Below are 20,367 nucleotides of genomic sequence, written 5' to 3' on the forward strand. Positions count from 1 at the left end.
TTTCTTTTTTATTTCTTGGCTTTATGGACTTTCAGTTTTTTGCCTTTGACCGTCGTATTTTTCATGATGTCAAGAACGTGCGGGCCTTTGCCGTTCAGAATTTCGACGTACGATGCGTTGTCCAGAATCGTGATAATCCCGATATCATCGGCTGAAACGCCGTCGATTTTCGCAATCGTTCCGACAAAATCGACCGCTCTGAGTTTTTTCTTTTTCCCGCCGTTAAAGTACAGCTTCATGATGTCTTTGTTTAACTGTTCGCTTTTGTCTGTTTTGACATCGGGGCGGGCGTTCAATTTTTCCGCAAAAGCCGCTTTCCGTTCCGCTGTTTCTTTCTTGGACGGCGCCTCCCGCTTCTGGATGCGGAAACCGATATATGTCTCAATGTCATTCAGGAACCGCGATTCAGACGGCGTCACAAACGTAACGGCCAGTCCGCGGTGTCCGGCGCGGCCCGTTCTGCCGGTGCGGTGCACATAGCTTTCTTTTTCAAGCGGAATATCATAATTGATGACGAGGCTGATGTTTTCAATATCAATTCCTCTGGCGGCAACGTCGGTCGCAATGAGATAGCGGAACTCACCGCGCTTGAATTCATTCATGACGTCAAAGCGGTCTTCCTGCACCATGCCGCCGTGAATTTTATCGCAAGGGTAGCCCAGCCTGTCCAGCTCATCGGTTAACTGGATGACCCTTTCTTTTGTCCGGCAGAATATGATGCAGCTGTCCGGGTTTTCGGTGATCAGGACATCACGCAGCAAAGATGTTTTGTCCTCTTCTTCTGTTCTGGTGACAAAATGCTCAATGTCTTTTGTCGTCAGGCCTTCCGCTTTTACTTCAATCAATTCAGGGTCTTTCATATATGTGCGGCTCAGCTTCTCGACGTCATCCGGCAGCGTCGCTGAAAACAGCATGGTGACTCTGTTTTTCGGCAGATGCTGAATGATGGCTTCCACCTGTTCAATAAATCCCATATTCAGCATTTCATCCGCTTCGTCAATCACCACATACGCCAGCCGTTCAAGCGGCAGCGTCCCTTTTTCTATATGATCAAGCACACGCCCCGGCGTTCCGGCAACGACGTGGCTTTTTTGCTTCAGTTCGGTTTTCTGTTTATCAAAAGAAGCTTTTCCGAAAACCGCCGTGGCTTTTATCCGTTTAAAACGGCCGATATTCGTGATATCTTCTTTAATCTGCGCCGCAAGCTCGCGGGTTGGCGTTAAAATCAGCGCCTGCGGTTTGTTTTCCTCCCACTCCGCAAGCTCGCAGATCGGAATGCCGAAAGCCGCGGTTTTGCCGCTGCCCGTCTGCGATTTGACGACGAGGTCTTTTTTTTGCAGCGCGGCGGGGATGACGCGCCGCTGCACTTCAGTCGGCTCGGTGTATTGCAAGCCATTCAGCGCCCGTCGGATTTCGGGGCTGATCGCATATTCATTAAACTCATTCATGACTAAACTCCTTCTCTGTCCGGCTCCCCTCATTATACGCGAAATGCCGCCGCTTTACCCTGACGTTTTGCCGGGCCATTCGGGGGACTGCTTTTTCTTCATGTCAAGCACGACCCATTTGGCGCAATAGAAGCTCATTCTTCCTTCCCCGTCATCGACATAATAGCGTATCGATTCCCAGCCGCCGTCGACCGGGCTGATACCCAGACGGATGTCGGTGATGCTCTCCAGATCATCCAGCCGGGCAGCCCTCACACCTTCAAACCGCAGCACAGCATCATACTGTCCATCAGCCAGCTTCACCTCAAAAACCGGGATTTTATCATAATAGTTATATCCGGTATAGAACATAAACTCCGTCAATTCAAAACAACCCGGCGAATCCGGCCCCAGCAGAACTGCTTTCTCATGTTTGTGCCACTCCATTTTGTGCCTCCTTCTTTTCAGCTGTTTCATATTGACGGCAATAAAAGCGGAACGTTTGGTTCTCCCACTCCTCCACGAGAAAATGCTGTCCCTCATCTCCGTCAGCAGCAGGATCAATTGTTACAATGCCTGAACCAGCAGCATGACTCTCCATTTCTTTTATTTGAACGGAAGAAACGTCTTTGCATATGAGCCTCAAACAAATGAGCTGATGTTCATACTCGAAGGAAAACACCAACTCAATTACAGAAATCTCTCGTTCCCGGAAAAGGCGGAATTCTAAAAGCTCTTGAATCAGCCACTTATTCTTTTTCATTTTCTATAAATTCTCCTATAGAAGCGGCATACAACTCAACATCGGCAGTCTCATGATCCCACAAATAAACAGTCTCCTCCATTACACCGTCCTTCTTTTTCAAGCACAGCTTATCTCCGGTTCCGTTGTCAGCAATTACGATCATATCGTCGGGCATGCTCTCTTCTCTGCACACACTGTTTTGCCTGATCACATCATCCCAAGTTTTCTGTAAGCGGCTTTGTTCACGGATAGGAAAAAAATCCATCCTCCGATTTCCGCAGGGTTCTTTTTATGAAGCAGCCGTTTATACGCTTTCGGAAAAGACGCTCTCAAGCTTTGTTCCGCAGCTCCGAACTCTTCTTCTGTCATCCTGTTATTCCTCCTCCCGTAAAAGCATGAGATTCATTCACAAGCTGTCTTCACTTTTGAAATAAGACAGGAGCGTTTCTTTCTATCGCCCTTATTAGCGGTGAGCCAAATATCGTAATGGTTTGCTGCCGCGGATCCCCCAACAGCCCCCACTGAAACTCCTGGTGAATAAAGAAACCATAGTCTCCGTTTGGAATAACGGGGACAAGCCATTCACCGAATTCATCTTTATCAATTGGCACATGAGGATTAAATAGATAACATTCATGCTGCCAGTCCAGCGCATACATAAACTCATGCTTTAACGTACAAGATTGAAATGCCTTTAGAATCTGCATCTCTGCATCTTCCAGAAAACCGATACCATTGAATCCTTGAGATACATCAAAGACCTGAAACGGCTTTGGAGGTTTCATTGAAGCAAATATACTGCCCGGTTTCCATTTCACTGCGCGATTCACCCTGCGCCACAAGCGCTCTGTCTCCTCTTCACTCAAACCATGCCAATTCATGTATTTCTGCCTCCCGCAGTTTCAAACGTTTCACCTCTGCCCGTCCCTTTTCAAAAGCTGCCTGTCAGCTTAGTAAGTAAAGCCGGTTGCTCTCATCAATCCCCGCAGCCTTATCTTGATAAGCAGCCACTTGCGTAATCTTTAACCAGTTAAAATAGCCGAATTCCACGTGAAACCGATTCATATCATTCGGTTGTGCCAGAACAGCCATTAAGATAAATTCATCGTGATGATGATGCGCCAAACTTTTGAGCATCTCCCAGCCTTCTTCAGACAAGACCCAGTGGAATTCCTCGAATAGATAATAATGTTTTTGTTGTTTAAATACTTGTTCGGGCAACGTTTTATTTTCATGAAATAAGGAATATATTTGGGATTGAAAAATCGCCAATTCCTTTGTGTTCTTTATAAAAAAGGGATGCATTTTGTACCTCTTTTCGGCGGTTTACACACAAGCTCAGAGCCGTATTCTGTGTGAAATAAACAGGCAGCAAATGAGAAGGACGGCTCCACTAAAATAAAGCTGTTAGAAAGAAGCCGGACTTCAAAATCTATAAAATCCATGAGAAAGAATATCTTTACTCACTAGATCACACGAATATATTGAGTTGTATTTCAGCGGGTTAATCACATCCAGATTCCCTATAGCCCTCAATGATTCTTTTTGTAAATTTAAAGGACTGCTCATGTTTACCTCGGCAAACGGTTTCCCGTGTAAAAGCGGTTTTGTTTGTAAGAAAAAGAGAGGCCGGGAACCTCTCTTCACATTAATAAACTAGGATTCATTTAACATTTCAATCATTTCTGCCGCTTCTAAGTACAATTCATTTATCCTGTTTTGAATTTCTTTTGCAATTTCTTCATCACTTTCTAGATCTGATAGATATCCCGCTTTCCCCGAAAACAACCTTCTTTCACAAACCCATATATCTAAATGGTCTACACAATAGCCGTCTTCATTATCGTGAAAGTCGGTGCCGTTCAAATAAGCTACAGAAAAAAATATCAGTGAATTATAGGTATTCTCAAAACAATCTGAGGGCTGTACTTCTTTTCCTATTTCTTTTTCGTTTCCGACTCTTCCAAAAGCAGCTTCAATTTTCAAACCCATTTTTCTAAACTTTTCTTGATTGTTTCTTATTTTGTTTAATGCAATCCGTTCAAATTGTTTTTCTATTTGTAAGATCTCTTTTTGTGTAATAGATTTCAGGTTGATTTTCTTCATATTACACCTCGTTCAGAACTCAAAACATTTACTACTGTCAGTATCTGTACAAGCGAATGTGAGAAATCAGTCTTTTACAATTCAGTCTTTATGATTTCTTCCATTGACATTCCTTCAAAATATTTATAGAGAATAGATTCTACAGCCGAATGTCCAAATATACCTAATGGGTTAGGGATGTCTTTGCCCGTTTTCTCATCTGCCTCTGCTAATTCATCTTCTGATGCAAATGAATCGCCTTCACTTATGAGATATTTACCGTCTTCATATAAAACAAATTTTAATTGAGAATGACTGTTTTTCTCTATTATCTCTTGAGGCATCTTGGATATTACTTTCCAATCTCCTTGCAGAAAACCTGTGTGCCCGGTATTAGCCGCAAATATTTTCTTATTTTCTTCTTTCATTAGACGAATGATTTCTTCTCTGCTAAGTGTATTTTCAGTGAAAATATTATAATACTGAATAAGAATGTCATCGTCTTTATTTTTTGATAGATCACCTTCAATAACCCAAGCATAAGTATACTTCCCGATCTTATCCAAAGGTATTTGAATAACAGCTCCCGGTATTACTTTAGCTATTGATTTCGCTTTCCTGGTCGTTGCCTTTATTTCTACTATTCGCTTATCAACTAACTCCGTGAAAGAAGAATCTCCATTTGTATTCATAACGGTAACTAAAGTTGCTAAGAATTCTTCTAATATCGGTTCTCTATCCAGCTCTCTCTTATATAATTCACAAAATTTTTCTACAGCATCAAAACATATATCTAAGCCTTCATCACTAAGTAAAACTTTCTTGTTTTTATATTCTTCTTCCCAATATCCCAATAGAACGGCCTTCTTTCTTTTCTATTTCATACCGCTCATTCCCTGAATAATATCGTGTCTGAATTCTGTACGCCCAGAGGTTAAAAAGGTTTCCTTCATCAACTACTCAATATCGTAATCCTCCCACTCCCTCCAGTTATTATTTACATCACCTACATCAACTGAACCTGCGCCTTTTTCAAGATATTGCGCAAATGATTGAAAAGAAATTAATTGGCTTGGATCTGTTAGGTAATCAGGATATTCCCAATCCTCTGTTTCGAATACTCCTTCTGCTTCGCTTTTTAGATCCAGTATATTTAATAGTTTTTTTGGCTTTATCCAAAGCGCCTCTCTAAAAGAAGCATCCTCAAACAAATTCCTGAAATAAGTTTTCCAAGCCCTTTCTTTTGTACTCTTTTGGAATTCATTTCTTTGGTGAATATTTACGCAATAACGAGACTCTTTAATTTCAATTTCCACTACTTCGCTTAATTGTTGAAAATCACTTTCACTATATGTTATTTTCTCACCTGCTTCAGTCTTTAAGGCGAAGTCATCAATTATTATCGATTTGTAGTTGTCTGAAAAACAGTTACTATAGGTATGAATAGCCAGAAAAGGTCCTTTAGAATCTACTTCGAAGCAATGAATTGCCAGTAACCAATTGTCATCATTTAATCTTAATAAGGTACATTTACTCCCAACATAATTAGATTCACGCCATTCAAAAATTGGTCGGTTTAATTCACTAAATTCATCATCTAATAGGCTAAGAATTTCTTTACTTTTAATCAAAATTCATTCTCCTTATTAAATTATTTTTATATTTTATCTTCCACATAATAATTTATTTAATATATAACGGATTATTTCCAATTACTGCATGTCTATAATATCTTCAAAAGTATTGAACAGAATCTGTGTGTGCCCATTTTGGCCACTCTGTGTTACCATCATCATGTTTTTGAATATATGCTATCTCTTGACGGGAAATTGCTTCGGCAATTGATTGAAAGAAAGGAGACAAACTAGGCAAATCTTTTTCTCCTTCTGGATGCATCCATAATTCTGTTGAATACAATTGTTCATACTCCGAAGAGAGACCCGCTATTTCCAGTTGTTCTTGTTTCGTCAGCCAAAGTGTGTCAAGAAATAATCTATTTTTGGTCATATGCCTCAAACATGTAATCCATTCATTCTTTGGGGAAATCTTATCTTTTATTTCCTGCTCAATAAAAAATTGAAATGTTTTCTCTCTAAGAGACACATTGATTTGTTTACTTGTAAAACCCGATTCTATATCTTCCAATTCCAGCAAATTTCCTTTTTCATCTGCAAATAAAAACGGTTCATCATCTAAAAAACTTACTTCATTATTTGTTAATTGATTACCCACCGCATAAAAATCAATAGCTGGTCCCAATCTCGACAATCCAAACAGCTGGAACGTTAAAAGCCAGTTATCTCTTTCAATAAAAATCGAAAGCTTCCCTTTTGCGAAGTCAAAATTCTCATTATCAAGAAACGGAAACTCTTCCTTATTGAATGAATCGTTAAGCAATGCGAGAATGGCTTCTTTTTTTCCACCCAACATCCTCACCTCCGTTGATGTCTTTTTCTCAGAATAGCACTAGTATATCCTCCTTGTTTTCGTGAACAAGTTTGACAATGAGGATATAGCCTTTGTCGCTGGCCTTTCTTCCTTAATTTTGATACTGGTTGGTGATCCGCAATCCAATTTCTGCTTTTAGTTCCAGGGTGCCTTCTACCACAAGTATGACAGCCATATTTATTCCCAATTTTGTTTAATACTCTTCTTTCCTTTTTATTTAACCTGCTACTTGTACTTCTTGCAGGAATTGACCTTCTAGCGTATTTACCAGGTTTTAAATACTTCTTGGCGGCCTTCGCAAATCCCAAAGCCTTCTTAGCACCTTTAAACACTTTCCCGGGCCCAAAGTTCGAAGCCGCTGCCCAGGCTGCACCTCTCCATCCTTTACCTGATTTATAGGCCTTATATCCATCATAGGCTGCAAATCCGGCATTTACCACAAGCCACACCCAATGCCCGTCCGGATCGACGTTCATGACCGGGTTGTTGTTTCCGTAAGCATACCCATTCTGATCTAAAGAATCGCCGTCACTGCCCGGGTCTGGGTCTAGTGATAAGAATACGCCGTTTCTTGGTTCGTAGTAGCGGGCCATGAGATAGTACAGGCCGGTTTCTTCGTCGTATTGGTAGCCTGCGTAGCGGTAGCGGTTGTCTTTTACTTCGTCGCTCGCTTCGGTTTTTGTCGGATTTCCCCATGCATCGTATTGATATTTGGCAACGGTTTTTCCGGTGCTGTCTGAGATGGCGATGACGTCGCCGTGTGCGTTGTAGTGATAGAAATATTTCTTGCCGTTCTTTGTATAGGATAACAGCTGGCCGCTGTCACCGTACGTGTATGATTTAGTGACGTTGTTGTCGGCGTCTGTTTCATACAGGACATTCAAGCTGTCTCCGTCGTAGAAGTAGTTCGTGACGTTTCCGTTGACGGTTTTTTGGATTCTGTTTCCTTTTTCATCGTATTTGTATGTTGCGAACGGCTTGTCTTCGCCTTTTTTCGTGACGGCGGTCAGGTTGTCTTCCGCGTCCCACGTATATGTGTATTTGCCGTCGGATGTGCGGTTGCCGTTTTTATCGTAGGACAGGTCTTCGTCATTCACCTTCGTCAGCTGGTTCATGATGTTGAAGGAAGCGTTGACTGATTTGCTTGCGCCGTCCTTTGTGGTGGTAACATTTGTCCGGTTGCCGAAGCCGTCGTACGTATATTGAATGACGGTGCCGTCTTCATGAGTTTCTTTGACGAGCTGGTTGAGCTTGCCGTATTCGTACTGCACCTTTCCGCCCGCTGAGCTGTCGATGACCGTGCGGTTGCCGTTGGCGTCGTATTCATAGCTTTCCCGGAAGATGCTGCCGCCGTTTTTCGCTCCGATATGAAGAGAGCTGACGAGATTCCGCTCATCATATGAAAAACTCGTGCCGACTTCATTGCCGCTGATGAATGTCTGGACATTGCCGTTTTCATCGTAATCAAATGTATAGGCTGAAGTGCCGTCTTTCATTTCAATCATTTGATCAAGTTTGTTGTACGTAAAGCTGTTTGTTCCTTTTTGGCCGCCGTGGCTCCATGAGAAAGTTTTCAGCTTATCCGAATCAGCCGGATACGTCCAGCTTTGGCTGCCGCCGCGGTCGGTTAATTCGGTCAGGCGGTTTTTGTTGTCAAAGGTGCGTTTTTTCGTTGTATTTTGTTCTTTGTTTGTGACCGACGTTTCATTGCCGTTTTTGTCATAGGTAAAGTTGTATTTTTCAGTGCCGTTATACGCTTTTGACTTAACCCGGTCGGTGCCGTCATAGGTCAGCGACACTTCATTGCCGTTGGCGGAAACGGTTTTCGTCAAGTTGCTGTTGGCGTCATATTCACTCTTCAGTACATTGCCGAGCGGGTCGGTTGTTTTGACGAGCTTGCCCATGACGTCATATTCATATTGATAGGTCTGGTCTGCGCCGGCCCGAATCGTTTTTGTCAGCTCATTTCCTTCCTTGTCATAGCTGTGAAGGATGGATGTGCCGTTTGACAAGGTCAGCTTTGTCAGCTGGTCGGCCTGATCGTATTCGTAGGCGGTTGTTTCGCCTTTCGCGTCGGTTTCAGACATTTTCTTTCCAGTCTCGTCATATGAAGCAGTGCTTGCATACCCTAGTTCGTCTTCTTCTTTTGTGACGTAGTTTCCTTTTTCGTCATAGGTGTTTTTCGTCAGGATGCTTCCTTCGATTAAACGGATATCATCAAACCACGCCGTTCCTGTGGCGCTTTTTTGGAACAGAATGCTGAGTTCGATTTTATTGATCGGCTTTGTTTTCGGAATGACTGCCGCTGCCCGGTTCCATTCCTGTGTCCCCTGCGGGAATTTGGCGGTGTAGACGCCCGTCGTGCCGTCCGCATAAGTGACGTCAGCCTGAAGAGCGTAATCATTGTCATTCGTAAATTTTACGCCGTCAGCCTTGGACATCCCCGTCAGCGTGATATATACCGGCTTATCGTCCGCGCTTTGGCCTAATGTAACGGTTTGTTTTGCGGCCGCATTGGCTTGTGATGCATTTGTGCGGGACGCTTTTAATGAGCTGTCATCATCGAAGCCTTCATCAAGGTCAGCGGCGGCTCCGCTTGTGCTCCAGCCATCTGTTTTGGCCGTGAAACTGCTGTTTTGCACCGGGTTATAGCTTGAAGAGACTTCGCCTTTTTCCAGCTGAACCTGATCAAACCACGCTTTTCCTTTACCGTCCTTGTCGTTATGATCCACTTCCATATAGACGATGGCTTTTCCTGCATTGGCCGGTGTTGTAAAGGTGATCTGCCGTTTCGTCCAGTCATTCTTTCCGGCTAATGCGCCTGATTCATTGTGAATCCATTGAATGCGTTTTTGGTCTTTGTCACGCAGATCAATGTTGAAATACGCTCTCGCCTTCGTCAGATCCGTTTTGATCTGGCCGCTGAGTGTATACGTCGTATTCGGCTCAAGCTGCACTTCCTGCGTTGCGGACGTATGGCCGTGCTCTGTTCCGGCTGAAGCGGATTGTGACGAGATCTCCAATGCTTTTTGTCCGGACAGCGCGCCGCTTCTTGCTTTTACAGATGCGATGCTTCCGCTGTCTCTCGTAGCAGTGAGATTCCAGCCAAGCTTTGTTCCTTCAAAGCTGCCGTCTTTCAGCAGGCTCGCCGAAGCTGCCAGCTCTTTGCTTGATTGAATGAGATTTCCGTACTTGTCATACACGGCGGCGGATGAGGATTTTCCGCTTTGATCCGTTTCAGAAACGGCATCAAGTCCGTCGTACGCAATGTCAGTGACGTTCCCCTCGGTGTCCTTCATTTTCGTTACGTCATTGTTTTTGTTGTACTGATACGTTTCGGTGCCGTAGTTGTCTTTTACGGCTGTGACGTTGCCGTCTTTATCATATTGATAGCTTTCTGTCGCTTTGCCCGCATCCGCGTCGTTCGGATCGGTGTCCTGAATGACGTTGTTGCCTTCGTATACAGTGTTGGTCGTGATTTTCAGCCCTTCGGCATCATCGATCATCTGAATCGGGTTGCCCGCCTCATTATAGCCGTACTGCACTTTGCGGCCGTTCGGCTGCGTCATGAGCAGCGTTTTTTTGTCCGCGTCATAGCTGTAGTCGTACGTTTCTTTTTTCGCATTGACGGCTTTGGCCAGACGGTGGCCGCTGTATTGGTATTCAGTGAACAGCGGTTTGTCATCCGTGCTGTTTGCGGAATACTGCTTGACGAGGCGCCCTTCGGCATCATAGTCGTAGCTTGTGACGCTGCCGTCAGTATCCGTCACCTTTTTGAGAAGGTCTTTGTCATATGAATATGAAATCTTTTTGTTTTTCGGCCCTGTAAGAGATGTGACATGGCCGTTTTCATCATAGGTAAATGTCAGCTTGCGCCCTGATGCGTCTGTTATGGCGGTCAGCTGATTGCTGTCGTTATATTCGTATACGGTTGTATTGTTGTGTCCGTCAACGATTTTTTGGAGCTTGCCGCCTTTTTTGCTGAAATAAGCGTTCGTCTGATCTTTTGTTTTTAATACAAATTGGTCGCTTGTTTCCGTCAGTTCGAGATAAACGCCCGTCGGCGGCTGATACGTGCCGTCAGATTTTTTCGTGAAGACATGTGTTGTCGCGTCCTCATCAATATAAACGGCTCTGCCGTCTTCAGAAAGGATCGACGTTTCCGCATCGGCATACCAGCCTTGGCCGAACATATGGTCAGAGCTGTCAAGGCTGTTGAAGGTCCGGGAGAGCCCGAGCCCCGGCCCGCGTCCGTCGATTGACATATCTTCCTCATTGACGATGACATTTCCCGTCGCGCCGTTCAGCTGTCCGTCCGGAATGTCGATAATAGACCAGAATTCTTCCGTTCCGAGGAATTCCGCCCCTTCATGGAAAACAGGGTTAAAAGGTGCCGTCGGTATGCTGTCACCGTTTGCGTCATAGGCGGTCAGCGTGAAGGAATAGTTCTTCTTCCCTTTGTAATTGCCGTTTGCGTTTTCGTAAACAGGTGAAGGGTCAAGCGCCAGTTCGCCGCCCTTTCCGTCCGTGTGAAGCTGGAATCTTCCCGCTTTCACTTCATCGGCTGACGGCCAGATGCGTTTGTTTTGGGTCGTCCAATGATCGGTATCCCCGACATCGAATGATTGATAATCTTTTCCGTTGTAGATGTTGATTTTGTAGCCTTTGGCGTTTTTGACTTTATCCCATATGAGATTGACATAACCCGTTTGGCTCGATTTCGTGTTCGTATAGACATAGCCTGTCAGGTTTTTCGGCTTTGCGATATCAGGCAGCGCCGGACTCGCTTCCGGTGAGGCGATCGCTTCTCCGTCTTTGTTATAAGCAATGACTTTAAATCCGTAGGTTTTCCGGTTCGCATCTCCGCCGGCGTTTTTATAAACGGGGCCCGGGTTGATCGGCAATTCCGCGCCTTTTTTGTCTTTCAGGTGAAGCGCATATTTTCCGGCGCTGATTTCCGCCTTTGTCGGCCAGATGTTTTGGTCTTTTGTGGACCAGGATGTTTTATTTCCGAGGTCAAGCGTTTCAAAGCTTTTGCCGTTAAAGACTTGCATTTTATACCCGGCTGCGCCTGATACGGCTTTCCAGGAAAGATCAAACCAGCCTGTGGCGTTGTTGTTATTAAAGCCTTTCGTGCTTGGTTTCTGAACTCTTCCGATATTCGGAATGACGGGCTTGGCGGCCGCAGACATGGCGCCTTCTCCCTGGTCAAACACCGCGCTGACCGCAACCCAGTAATTTTTACTTGCCGGATAGCTGCCGCCGGCGTTTTTATAGACCGGCGAAGGATTAAGCGCTAATTCAGTTCCGCCTTTTCCGTCTGTATGCAGCTTATATTTGCCGGAGTCGATTTCCGCTTTTGTCGGCCAGATGTTTTTTCCTTTTGTGCTCCAAGAGGTTGCATTGCCGACCGGAATGGCCTGATATTCTTTCCCGTTATAAAGCCAGACTTTATAGCTTTTGGCGCCTTCAGCTTTTTTCCAGCTGATATTGAAAAATCCTGTCGAATCTCCGTTATGATACGCTTTGACAGACGGCGTGTCCGCCTTCGGAATCGTGTATGTCACTTCAATGTATGGTTTTTTAGCAGAGTTTGCTGATGACATCAGCTTCTTCCAATATTCTTTTCCGTTGCCGTTTGCGTGAAGCTTAAAGCCGTAATTGGCGCCGCCGCTGTTCCACGACTTGACTGCGGAGGTGACATCGAAGCTTGCCCATTGGCCTTTATAGACCTCGGCTTTGCCGATGTTTTTGGAGCCCGGCTTGTTCTTCCACGTAATCTTGGCATTGTCGTAATTGCTGTTAACGGTGTCGAGCCAAAGCCCCGTCGCCTTTGATCCGTAATAGGAGTGGGCTGTGTACGCTTTGAGCGTCGCTTTCGTTACCGTCATGTTTTTGATCGGCTTTAGATTATCAAACTTCATAAAAGCGTAGTTCGTTCCGGTTGTGCCGTCATAATATCCAGTTTTCAGCACGTACGCTTTCAATCCGGCGTCCCATTTCTGCGAAGCGGCAGAGTAGTTTGTCGTCGGGTACGCGCTCATGACAAAGGTATCGGACGACACAGATACTGATGTTGAAGGGTCAATAGATACCGGATAAACCCGCTTGGGATCTTTCAGCCATTTTTCATCGGCCGTTACATGGAGCAAGTACCCTTCACTGTTTTTTTCAAGCTTGAAGCTGACATCTTCTGACCTGCTGACTTCACCTGACTTTTCGTCGAGATCTGAGTCGGTCATAAAGGGCTTCGGCACGGTGTAGACGACATTGTCTTTATCATCAGAAAACGCGATAGAGCCGTCTTCCTGTTCTTTAGCCTGAAGATCGGTTTTGATTTGAAAGGTGAAGGAATTGTAGCCTTCATATTTGTGAAGCACAAGGTCTTCTTTTATGTTTTCGTTAAATGTGTAGGTTTGTAAATCAATTGCAGGAAACACTTGCTGATACGTAAGCTCGTTGCTGTCTTCCCTTACTTTTGCTGAGGCATCTGTCGGAGTAATTGCAGCCTGATCGGGGCCTTTTGCGCCGGTTAATGAGTATGTGAGCTTATGATCATTGTGTTCAAATGTAGCGTATAATCCGTTTTTCATTTGCTTCAGAAAATCGGAATTCAGCACTGTATTTTCCGTTCCGACTTCCTTTGAGCCGGTTTTCAATTCAGGAGAAACGTCTTCCCAGTCCGCATTGGCGGTTTCTTTCGTATGAATGGGGTCTGTGTAGATTTCCTGTTTGTACACACCCTCGCCTTCATAGTAAAGCTTTGAATTCTCAGTTCTTTCAGACGTGATCTCACCGTCTTGATTAATATCTTTTTGATCAAAAGGCATCTGCTCAGATGCTTTTTCCGCCGGAAGATCTTTTTCCGGGTCTGCAGCCGGAATGGCGGCGGTTTTCGCTTGATCTTGTTTTTCACGCGTTTCTGCCGCAAACACATCGGCAGGCGCAATGGAAATTATCAGCGTTGCCGCAAGAGTGCCGGCCAGCCATTTTTTCCACTTGTTCTTTTTTCCTATTTTCATAGGTTCTCCTCCTTCTTTTGTAATATAGGCTTAACAATAGTAATATTATTGAAATTGTTTATCAATATTTTCCTAGGTATTTAAGGTTATTTTAAGGATTATAGGGATTTTGAACCTTTTATTCATATAAAAAAACCGCCGGCTGCCGGCGGTTTTTCGTATTATGGATAGCGGAGATTTGTATTTTGCGCTCCCGCGTAGGATTGGGCGAAGTTTTTGGCGTCCTGGGCTGAAAGGGTGCCATAGCTGTAATTTGATCTCGGATTCCAGCCGGTGCGCGGTGATTTCGGGGCTTTGAGCGACGGGAATGAACCGGTGTCGGTGAATTGGGCCGTCCCGTAGTCGTCTATCATTCCGCCTTTTTCATTTCCGTTACCGAAATAGTTGGCTTCTGAGAAGACAGTCGCGTTTGTATGAATGGTGAATCCTAAATTGAAATTGGTCACATAGTTGTTTTTCGCGTGAAAATAGCCGTATCTCATCAGGCCCGGTGAACGCACATAGACGTTATTAAAATAGTTGTTGGTGATCGTCATATGCGGATAGCCGATATAATTGCGTCCTTCGTTATCATCATTCGGATAACCGAGAATCAGGCCGTACAGATGGTCTGTGAATTTAGAGTTAGACAGCGTCACAAAATCCGCTTTGGCGCCGACATACAGAAGCTTTCCCAAATCACTGTGGCTGTTCGGATTGTAGCTGTGTCCTTCAAACCAGACGTGGTCAATCCAGTAATTCTGTCCGTTCGCTATGTACATCGGAATGTCGTTGTTGCCTGTAATGGCGGCACTATGGCTGATAATGAGATTTTTGAAAATCACATTGTTTGAGCCGGAGCCGGTGGTCAGATAGACGTTGGTCAGCCTGTGGCTGGTATAAGAGCCGACGATGGTTTTATTGGCGCCGACTGTCACAACGGCTTTACCCGGGGAAGAAATATCACTTGTGATGACGATGGTTTTGCGGTCCGTTCCGCCCGCATTGTTTTTCAAATCATTGAGATTGCTGACGTAGACGACGGGGCCGCCCTGGCCGCCCGATACGGCGGATTTTGCTTTTCCGTTATGATCCTTCGCATTGCCCGCGAATCCGGTAAGTCCCTGCATCACATCCGGATAAGCCGCTGCCGCTTCTGCCTGCTTTGATGCGGAACATACGATGGCCAGACAAAGCGCAAATCCGAATGCAGCCAAGAAAGCGAGATGACGCGTCTTTTTTATCATGCCCTTCACTCCTTTAATTTCTTAAATTGTAAACACAAGAAGTATTATACAATTACTATCCTCTTTTTCCATGATCTGTTTGTCTGCTTTTTCGTTATGGCTGAAAAGCCCCAAAATAAAAAAAGCAGCCGGTACGGCCGCCTATATACGGGTGCTGTCTGCCTGAGTTTCCGCCGGCACGGCTTTTTGCTTTCGAATCAGGGACAGCGCCATTCCAGCAAAAATCAACACAATCCCCAAAGATTGATAAAGGTCGGGGCGAAATCCCGTAAATACGGTGTCAAGCACAATCGCCACCGCCGGATCAAGAAATACGATGATTGAAATAAACCGGGTGGATAAAAACCGCAAGCTGTCAAAAAAGAGCAAATACACAATTCCCGTATGGATGATACCGGTCGACACAATCATGATCCAGTTCACATGCGACAAATCAGAAAAAGCGCCGAAACGGACGAACGGGAGAAGAATGATAACGCCCAACCCGGTCTGCAAACAGGTGACCGCATATGGACTGAGACTGTTGATGCCTTTCCCGGCCAGTGTCGTAAAAGCATAAAAAAGGGCGGCCAGCACGGCCCAAATAATACCCGATCCCATCAGCTGAGAAAATGATGTATTTCCGTTGATGCCGGAAATCAGAGCGGTGCCCAGAAAACAAATTACGATGGAACTGACTGACACCATATGCAGTTTCTCCCGGTATATAAGGCTCCCCAGAAGAAGGACGAGAACCGGAGCCAAATGATAAACGGAAATCGCTATCGTCACTGATGTCTCCTCAAACGATTTAAATAAAAACACCCAGTTCAGCACGAGAAAAAATCCGCAGGCCAGTGTCTGCAGCACCTCCCGCCGGTTCCATTGTTCGGTGCGGTACCGTCCGGAACCAAACCAGCAAACGCCCAGAAACAATGAGGCGCACAGACATCTCACAAAGACCAGTTCAATTGAAGGCACATTCGTATGTTCCGAGAAAAAGCCGATTGATCCGAAAATGACCATGGAAATGACCATTTTGATGACGGCATTTGATGTTTGTTCAGCTTGCATTGATTTGCTTCCTCCATATCATTGACTGTTTATTCAGACAAATACTAACAGCCATTTTACTTGATTCAGAGGAAGATTTCACCCTATTTTTCGAAAGCCGGCGGTCTTTTCTCATGAAAAAAACCCCGCATCAGCAGGGTCTTCTGTTTAATGAACGATCAGTACAGGACAAGGAGACAATTGTGAGACCTTATGGCTCACGCTTCCGAGCATCATTTCTTTAAATCCGCTGATTCCGCGGCTTCCGACGACAATCAGATTGAAATGCTGTTCTTTCGCTATGTTTAAAATTTGATGCGCAGGTTCGCCTTGGACGTACAGGCTTTCCGCGTTTACTCCGCTTTCAGCCGCTTTCTGCTTGGCATCTTCCAGAATGGCCGCTCCTTTTTGCTCGACTTCATGTTTGATGTCTTCAATGAAGTTTTCCGGAACATAGACAATCCCGGTTAAAGCTGATGTGGAGACAACGGCTTCACGTCCCGCATAGAGAATGGTGAGTTCAGCCTGCTGTTCTTTCGCCAGATGGATCGCTGCGTCCAGGGCTTTATTGCTCATGTCTGAACCGTCTACTGCTGCAAGAATTTTTTTAAACATATGAATCCCGCCTTTCTGCTTTTATTGTCCTCCTCTCTTTGCTGAATGTCAATTTTGCCGGCTTTCTCCGGAACATTGCGCTTACAGACTTTCTCCGTTTGTGGCGATGACGTCTTTATACCAATAAAAACTTTTCTTTTTCTTTCTTTCAAACGTGCCTTTTCCGTCATTGCCGCGGTCGACATAGATATAGCCGTAGCGTTTTTTCATTTCTGCCGTTGAGGCGCTGACGAGGTCAATCGGCCCCCACGACGTGTAGCCGATCAGGTCGACGCCGTCTTCAATCGCCTCTCTTGCCTCTATTAAATGATCACGCAGATAATTGATGCGGTAGTCATCCTGAATGGTTCCGTCCTCCTCCGGCTGATCAACCGCGCCGAGTCCGTTTTCGACGATGAAGAGCGGTTTCTGATAACGGTCGTACAGCGTGTTTAAGGTGATGCGCAAGCCCTTCGGATCAATCTGCCAGCCCCATTCGGAAGATTTCAGGTACGGGTTTTTCACGCCGCCGAGAAGATTTCCCTTAGATTGCGCCAGATCCTCAGGCGCCGTGCTGGCCGTCATCGACATGTAGTAGCTGAAGCCGATGTAATCCACCGTATGTTCTTTCAGGAGCGCCTCGTCCCCTTCCTTCATCTCGATCGTAATTCCGTTTTCTTTAAAGAAGCGTTTCATATAGCCCGGATAGCTGCCCCTCGCCTGTACATCAGAAAAGAACAGCGTGCTCCGCTCTTTTTGCAAAGCAGCATATACATCCTCCGGCTTCGGCGTCATCGGATACGTCGTCGTCGCGGCGATCATGCAGCCGATCTGTGAATCCGGGATGATCTCATGGCCTGCTTTTACCGCCAGCGCGCTCGCCACAAATTGATGGTGGGCCGCTTGGTACATCGTGTTTTGTTTATTTTCGCCTTCCCGGAATATAAGACCGCCGCCTGTAAACGGAGCGTGAAGAACGACGTTGATCTCATTGAAGGTCATCCAATATTTCACCTTGTCTTTATAACGGGTGAAAACCGTGCGGGCGTACCGCTCATAGAAATCGACCGTCCGGCGGTTTCTCCATCCGCCGTAGTTTTTCACAAGACCGAGCGGCATCTCATAGTGAGAAATCGTGACGACCGGTTCTATCTGATGTTTTCTCAATTCGTCAAACAAACGGTCGTAAAATTGCAGCCCTTCTTCGTTCGGTTCTGTTTCATCACCGTTCGGAAAGATTCTCGTCCACGCAATGGAGGTGCGGAACGCTTTAAAGCCCATCTCCGCAAACAGGGCGATATCCTCTTGATAGCGGTGATAAAAATCAATCGCGTCGTGATACAGATTCAGCGCATCGTCTGTCTCATGAAACGGAGACATAATGCCGTCCGGGGAGACATCCGCCGTAGAAAGTCCTTTGCCTCCTTCTTTATAAGCTCCTTCAATCTGATTGGCAGCCGTTGCGCCGCCCCATAAAAAACCTTCCGGAAATCTCTTCATGTTTTCTCCACCTCTTTTTCAGGATAACGCCAGAAGCGCTTCGTTCGGTTTGACCATTCCGCTTTTTTTCACGTCTGTAAATGAATATTGATCCGTATTCGTAATGATGACCGGCGTGATCACGTCAAAACCGGCAGCCTTTATCTCGTCGATATCAAAAGTAATCAGCAGATCTCCCGGCGCGACAGTATCGCCTTCTTTGACGTGCATCTCAAAATGCCTGCCATCCAGCCGGACGGTATCAAGCCCGATATGAATGAGAACCTCGGCTCCCCGGGTGCTCGTAATGCCGATGGCGTGCTTTGTTTTAAATACGGCTGTCACCCTCCCTTCTACGGGAGAAACCGCTGCGCCCTCTTCAGGCAGAATCGCAAAACCTTTTCCCATCATTCCGCCGGAAAAGACGCTGTCGTTCACTTCGCTTAATGCTTTCACTTCGCCTTTAATCGGGCTGTGAATGATTTCTCCGCCTGCCGTCACCCCCGGCGCTTCAGACGCTTTGTCCCGTTCGGACTGTACATCCTCAAACCCGATCAGCAGTGCCGCCGCAATACCGGCCGCAAACGAGATAAAAAGCCCGATCAGCGCGTAAAGAAACGTCGGCCCGATAAAGACCGGAATGCTCGGCAGACCGGCGTTTCCGCCGACAATGTAGGAAGCGACGCCCGTTACACCGTAAAAAGCTCCGCCTGCCGCGCCGCCGATTAATGCTGCCGCGAACGGTTTTTTCAATCTCATGTTAACGCCGTACATCGCGGGTTCGGTAATGCCCATCAATGCCGTAATGCCCGTCGTAAACGCCAGCGATTTGAAGGTTTTGTTTTTTGATTTTAAGAAAACCGCAAATGACGCGCCGGCCTGCCCCATATTCGCCAAAAACATCGCAGGCAGAATGTAATCATGTCCGTTTTGGGCGATGTTATTGATCATGATCGGCACAAGCGCATAATGCATACCGGTCATAATAATGAGGGAAAATGTGCCGGCAAGAAGAATCATCGCGGCAATACCCGCATGATTGAACAAATCATTGACGCCGACAGACAGGTAATTCCCGAGAATCGCGCCGAGCGGGCCGACTGTGATCAAGGTGACAGGCACGACGATCACAAGCGTAAGCATCGGAACGGCAATCAATTTCAAAGATGAAGGCGTGATTCGGTCAATTCCTTTCTCTACATAGGACATCAGCCATATCGCCAGCAAAATCGGGATCACTGTCGATGAATACGTGGCAGCGGTTACAGGAAGACCGATAAAGGAGATGCTTTTCCCTGCTCCAAGCAGGGCCGTTAAATCCGGATGCAGAATCGCACCCGCCACAGCGGCCGCCACGTACGGATTACATCTGAATTTTCTCGCCGCGCTTACCGCAAGCAAAAGCGGCAGAAAATAAAACGCACCGTCACCGACAGCCGTGAGAATGCTGTGAGTCTGGCTCTTCTCCGACAACCAGCCGAATGTCACCGCTAGCGCGACAAGCCCTTTTATCATGCCGGCTCCGGCAATGGCCGGCAGAATCGGTGTAAACACACCGGAAATCACGTCAAATACGGCACTCAGCACATTTTTCTTCTGCTTCGAAGTTTTGTTTGCGCTTTCATGACTGAGCCCGCTGCTCTCCATCAAAGCCTGATACACCTTCGGCACATGATTGCCGATAATGATCTGAAATTGCCCGCCGCTGATATTTGTCCCCATCACGCCTTCCGTCTGTTCCAGCCCGCTCCGATCTGCTTTCGCATTGTCATACAAATTAAAACGAAGCCGCGTCATGCAATGGATGACACTCTGAACATTCTCCTCCCCGCCGACAAGTTGTAATATCTCTTTTGATATTTTATGATAGTCCATGAGTATACCTCCTTAAAAATGGGGGAACCGCCGGACGAAAGGTGCCCGCCTTTCTCCGGCTTTTTTTGTTATGAAATCAGCATCACCTCCGAAAAAAGGGTATAAAAAAAACCCAAACTGCACAGAACACGGGAGTCTCCCCCTGTCTGACGCAATTTAGGTTTTGCCTGCGGTTTGCAGTAACAATCCTGGGTGAATGATATTGGGTTGATATGTATACTTTAGCACTGGATTTATTGGGTGTCAACGCTTACATTTTTAAAAATATACTAGTCAAATATATAAAGGCATTAAAATATTGTTCCCATCTACTATATTAACTAAAAGAACCCTCATGTTAAGTACCTCTGATAAAGTAGCTTTAAGTTAAATTGCGCCCTAATTCCTCTTCTCTACTTTAATTTCACACTTCTCTAGTTTGTCCACAACGGTTA

17 protein-coding genes and 1 pseudogene are annotated in these 20,367 nt (G+C 45.7%); all 18 read right to left on the bottom strand.

From position 1 onward, the window contains the following. Nucleotides 1-8: 8 nt before the first annotated feature. On the bottom strand, nucleotides 9-1,448 hold the full coding sequence (locus tag NSQ37_RS04170; RefSeq protein ID WP_209783574.1) for a DEAD/DEAH box helicase: 1,440 nt from the start codon (nucleotides 1,446-1,448) through the stop codon (nucleotides 9-11). Between the two features lie 54 nt (nucleotides 1,449-1,502). Then, nucleotides 1,503-1,874 (bottom strand): hypothetical protein, encoded by a 372-nt coding sequence (locus NSQ37_RS04175; protein WP_341123270.1) that lies wholly within the window; start codon nucleotides 1,872-1,874, stop codon nucleotides 1,503-1,505. Continuing rightward, complete coding sequence (locus tag NSQ37_RS04180) at nucleotides 1,855-2,190, bottom strand: hypothetical protein (RefSeq protein ID WP_015240866.1); 336 nt, start codon at nucleotides 2,188-2,190, stop codon at nucleotides 1,855-1,857. The genes NSQ37_RS04175 and NSQ37_RS04180 overlap by 20 nt, the downstream gene beginning before the upstream one ends. Further along, nucleotides 2,177-2,437, bottom strand: coding sequence for an SMI1/KNR4 family protein (locus NSQ37_RS04185; RefSeq protein WP_236658288.1), 261 nt, complete (start codon nucleotides 2,435-2,437; stop codon nucleotides 2,177-2,179). Before NSQ37_RS04185 ends, NSQ37_RS04180 begins: the two co-directional genes overlap by 14 nt. Then, complete coding sequence (locus NSQ37_RS04190; RefSeq protein ID WP_341123272.1) at nucleotides 2,380-2,541, bottom strand: hypothetical protein; 162 nt, start codon at nucleotides 2,539-2,541, stop codon at nucleotides 2,380-2,382. Before NSQ37_RS04190 ends, NSQ37_RS04185 begins: the two co-directional genes overlap by 58 nt. Before the next feature lie 50 nt (nucleotides 2,542-2,591). Further along, nucleotides 2,592-3,053, bottom strand: a complete 462-nt coding sequence (locus tag NSQ37_RS04195; RefSeq protein WP_032869350.1) for a DUF2716 domain-containing protein — start codon at nucleotides 3,051-3,053, stop codon at nucleotides 2,592-2,594. A gap of 136 nt (nucleotides 3,054-3,189) precedes the next feature. Beyond that, nucleotides 3,190-3,477: pseudogene (locus NSQ37_RS04200) on the bottom strand (hypothetical protein); the annotation flags it as partial. Then, a complete protein-coding gene (locus tag NSQ37_RS21210) occupies nucleotides 3,459-3,617 on the bottom strand; it encodes a YxiF family protein (RefSeq protein ID WP_434787602.1) in 159 nt (52 codons plus the stop codon). The pseudogene NSQ37_RS04200 and the gene NSQ37_RS21210, both read right to left, overlap by 19 nt. A gap of 211 nt (nucleotides 3,618-3,828) precedes the next feature. After that, entirely contained in the window at nucleotides 3,829-4,278 is a 450-nt protein-coding gene (locus tag NSQ37_RS04205; protein ID WP_057080330.1) for a hypothetical protein, read from the bottom strand. Between the two features lie 74 nt (nucleotides 4,279-4,352). Beyond that, entirely contained in the window at nucleotides 4,353-5,111 is a 759-nt protein-coding gene (locus NSQ37_RS04210; protein WP_047476017.1) for an Imm26 family immunity protein, read from the bottom strand. Between the two features lie 102 nt (nucleotides 5,112-5,213). Next, on the bottom strand, nucleotides 5,214-5,888 hold the full coding sequence (locus NSQ37_RS04215; protein WP_047476019.1) for a DUF7003 family protein: 675 nt from the start codon (nucleotides 5,886-5,888) through the stop codon (nucleotides 5,214-5,216). Nucleotides 5,889-5,991: 103 nt separating this feature from the next. After that, nucleotides 5,992-6,684, bottom strand: a complete 693-nt coding sequence (locus NSQ37_RS04220) for a DUF7003 family protein (protein ID WP_052941795.1) — start codon at nucleotides 6,682-6,684, stop codon at nucleotides 5,992-5,994. 5 nt (nucleotides 6,685-6,689) lie between these two features. Beyond that, entirely contained in the window at nucleotides 6,690-13,727 is a 7,038-nt protein-coding gene (locus NSQ37_RS04225; protein WP_341123276.1) for a DNRLRE domain-containing protein, read from the bottom strand. A gap of 161 nt (nucleotides 13,728-13,888) precedes the next feature. Then, nucleotides 13,889-14,953 carry a polysaccharide lyase family 1 protein gene (locus tag NSQ37_RS04230; RefSeq protein ID WP_160223359.1) on the bottom strand — a complete coding sequence of 355 codons (1,065 nt, stop codon included), beginning with the start codon at nucleotides 14,951-14,953 and terminating at the stop codon, nucleotides 13,889-13,891. 141 nt (nucleotides 14,954-15,094) lie between these two features. Next, nucleotides 15,095-16,006, bottom strand: a complete 912-nt coding sequence (locus tag NSQ37_RS04235) for a DMT family transporter (RefSeq protein ID WP_043020892.1) — start codon at nucleotides 16,004-16,006, stop codon at nucleotides 15,095-15,097. A 147-nt stretch (nucleotides 16,007-16,153) separates the two neighbouring features. Continuing rightward, entirely contained in the window at nucleotides 16,154-16,600 is a 447-nt protein-coding gene (locus NSQ37_RS04240; protein ID WP_007407802.1) for a universal stress protein, read from the bottom strand. Between the two features lie 81 nt (nucleotides 16,601-16,681). Beyond that, a complete protein-coding gene (locus tag NSQ37_RS04245; RefSeq protein ID WP_015240882.1) occupies nucleotides 16,682-18,079 on the bottom strand; it encodes a 6-phospho-beta-glucosidase in 1,398 nt (465 codons plus the stop codon). An 18-nt stretch (nucleotides 18,080-18,097) separates the two neighbouring features. Further along, nucleotides 18,098-19,933, bottom strand: coding sequence for a beta-glucoside-specific PTS transporter subunit IIABC (locus tag NSQ37_RS04250; RefSeq protein WP_043020890.1), 1,836 nt, complete (start codon nucleotides 19,931-19,933; stop codon nucleotides 18,098-18,100). Between the last annotated feature and the right edge of the window lie 434 nt (nucleotides 19,934-20,367).

This window comes from Bacillus sp. FSL P4-0334, assembly GCF_038004825.1.
Classification (GTDB): Bacteria; Bacillota; Bacilli; order Bacillales; family Bacillaceae; genus Bacillus; species Bacillus velezensis.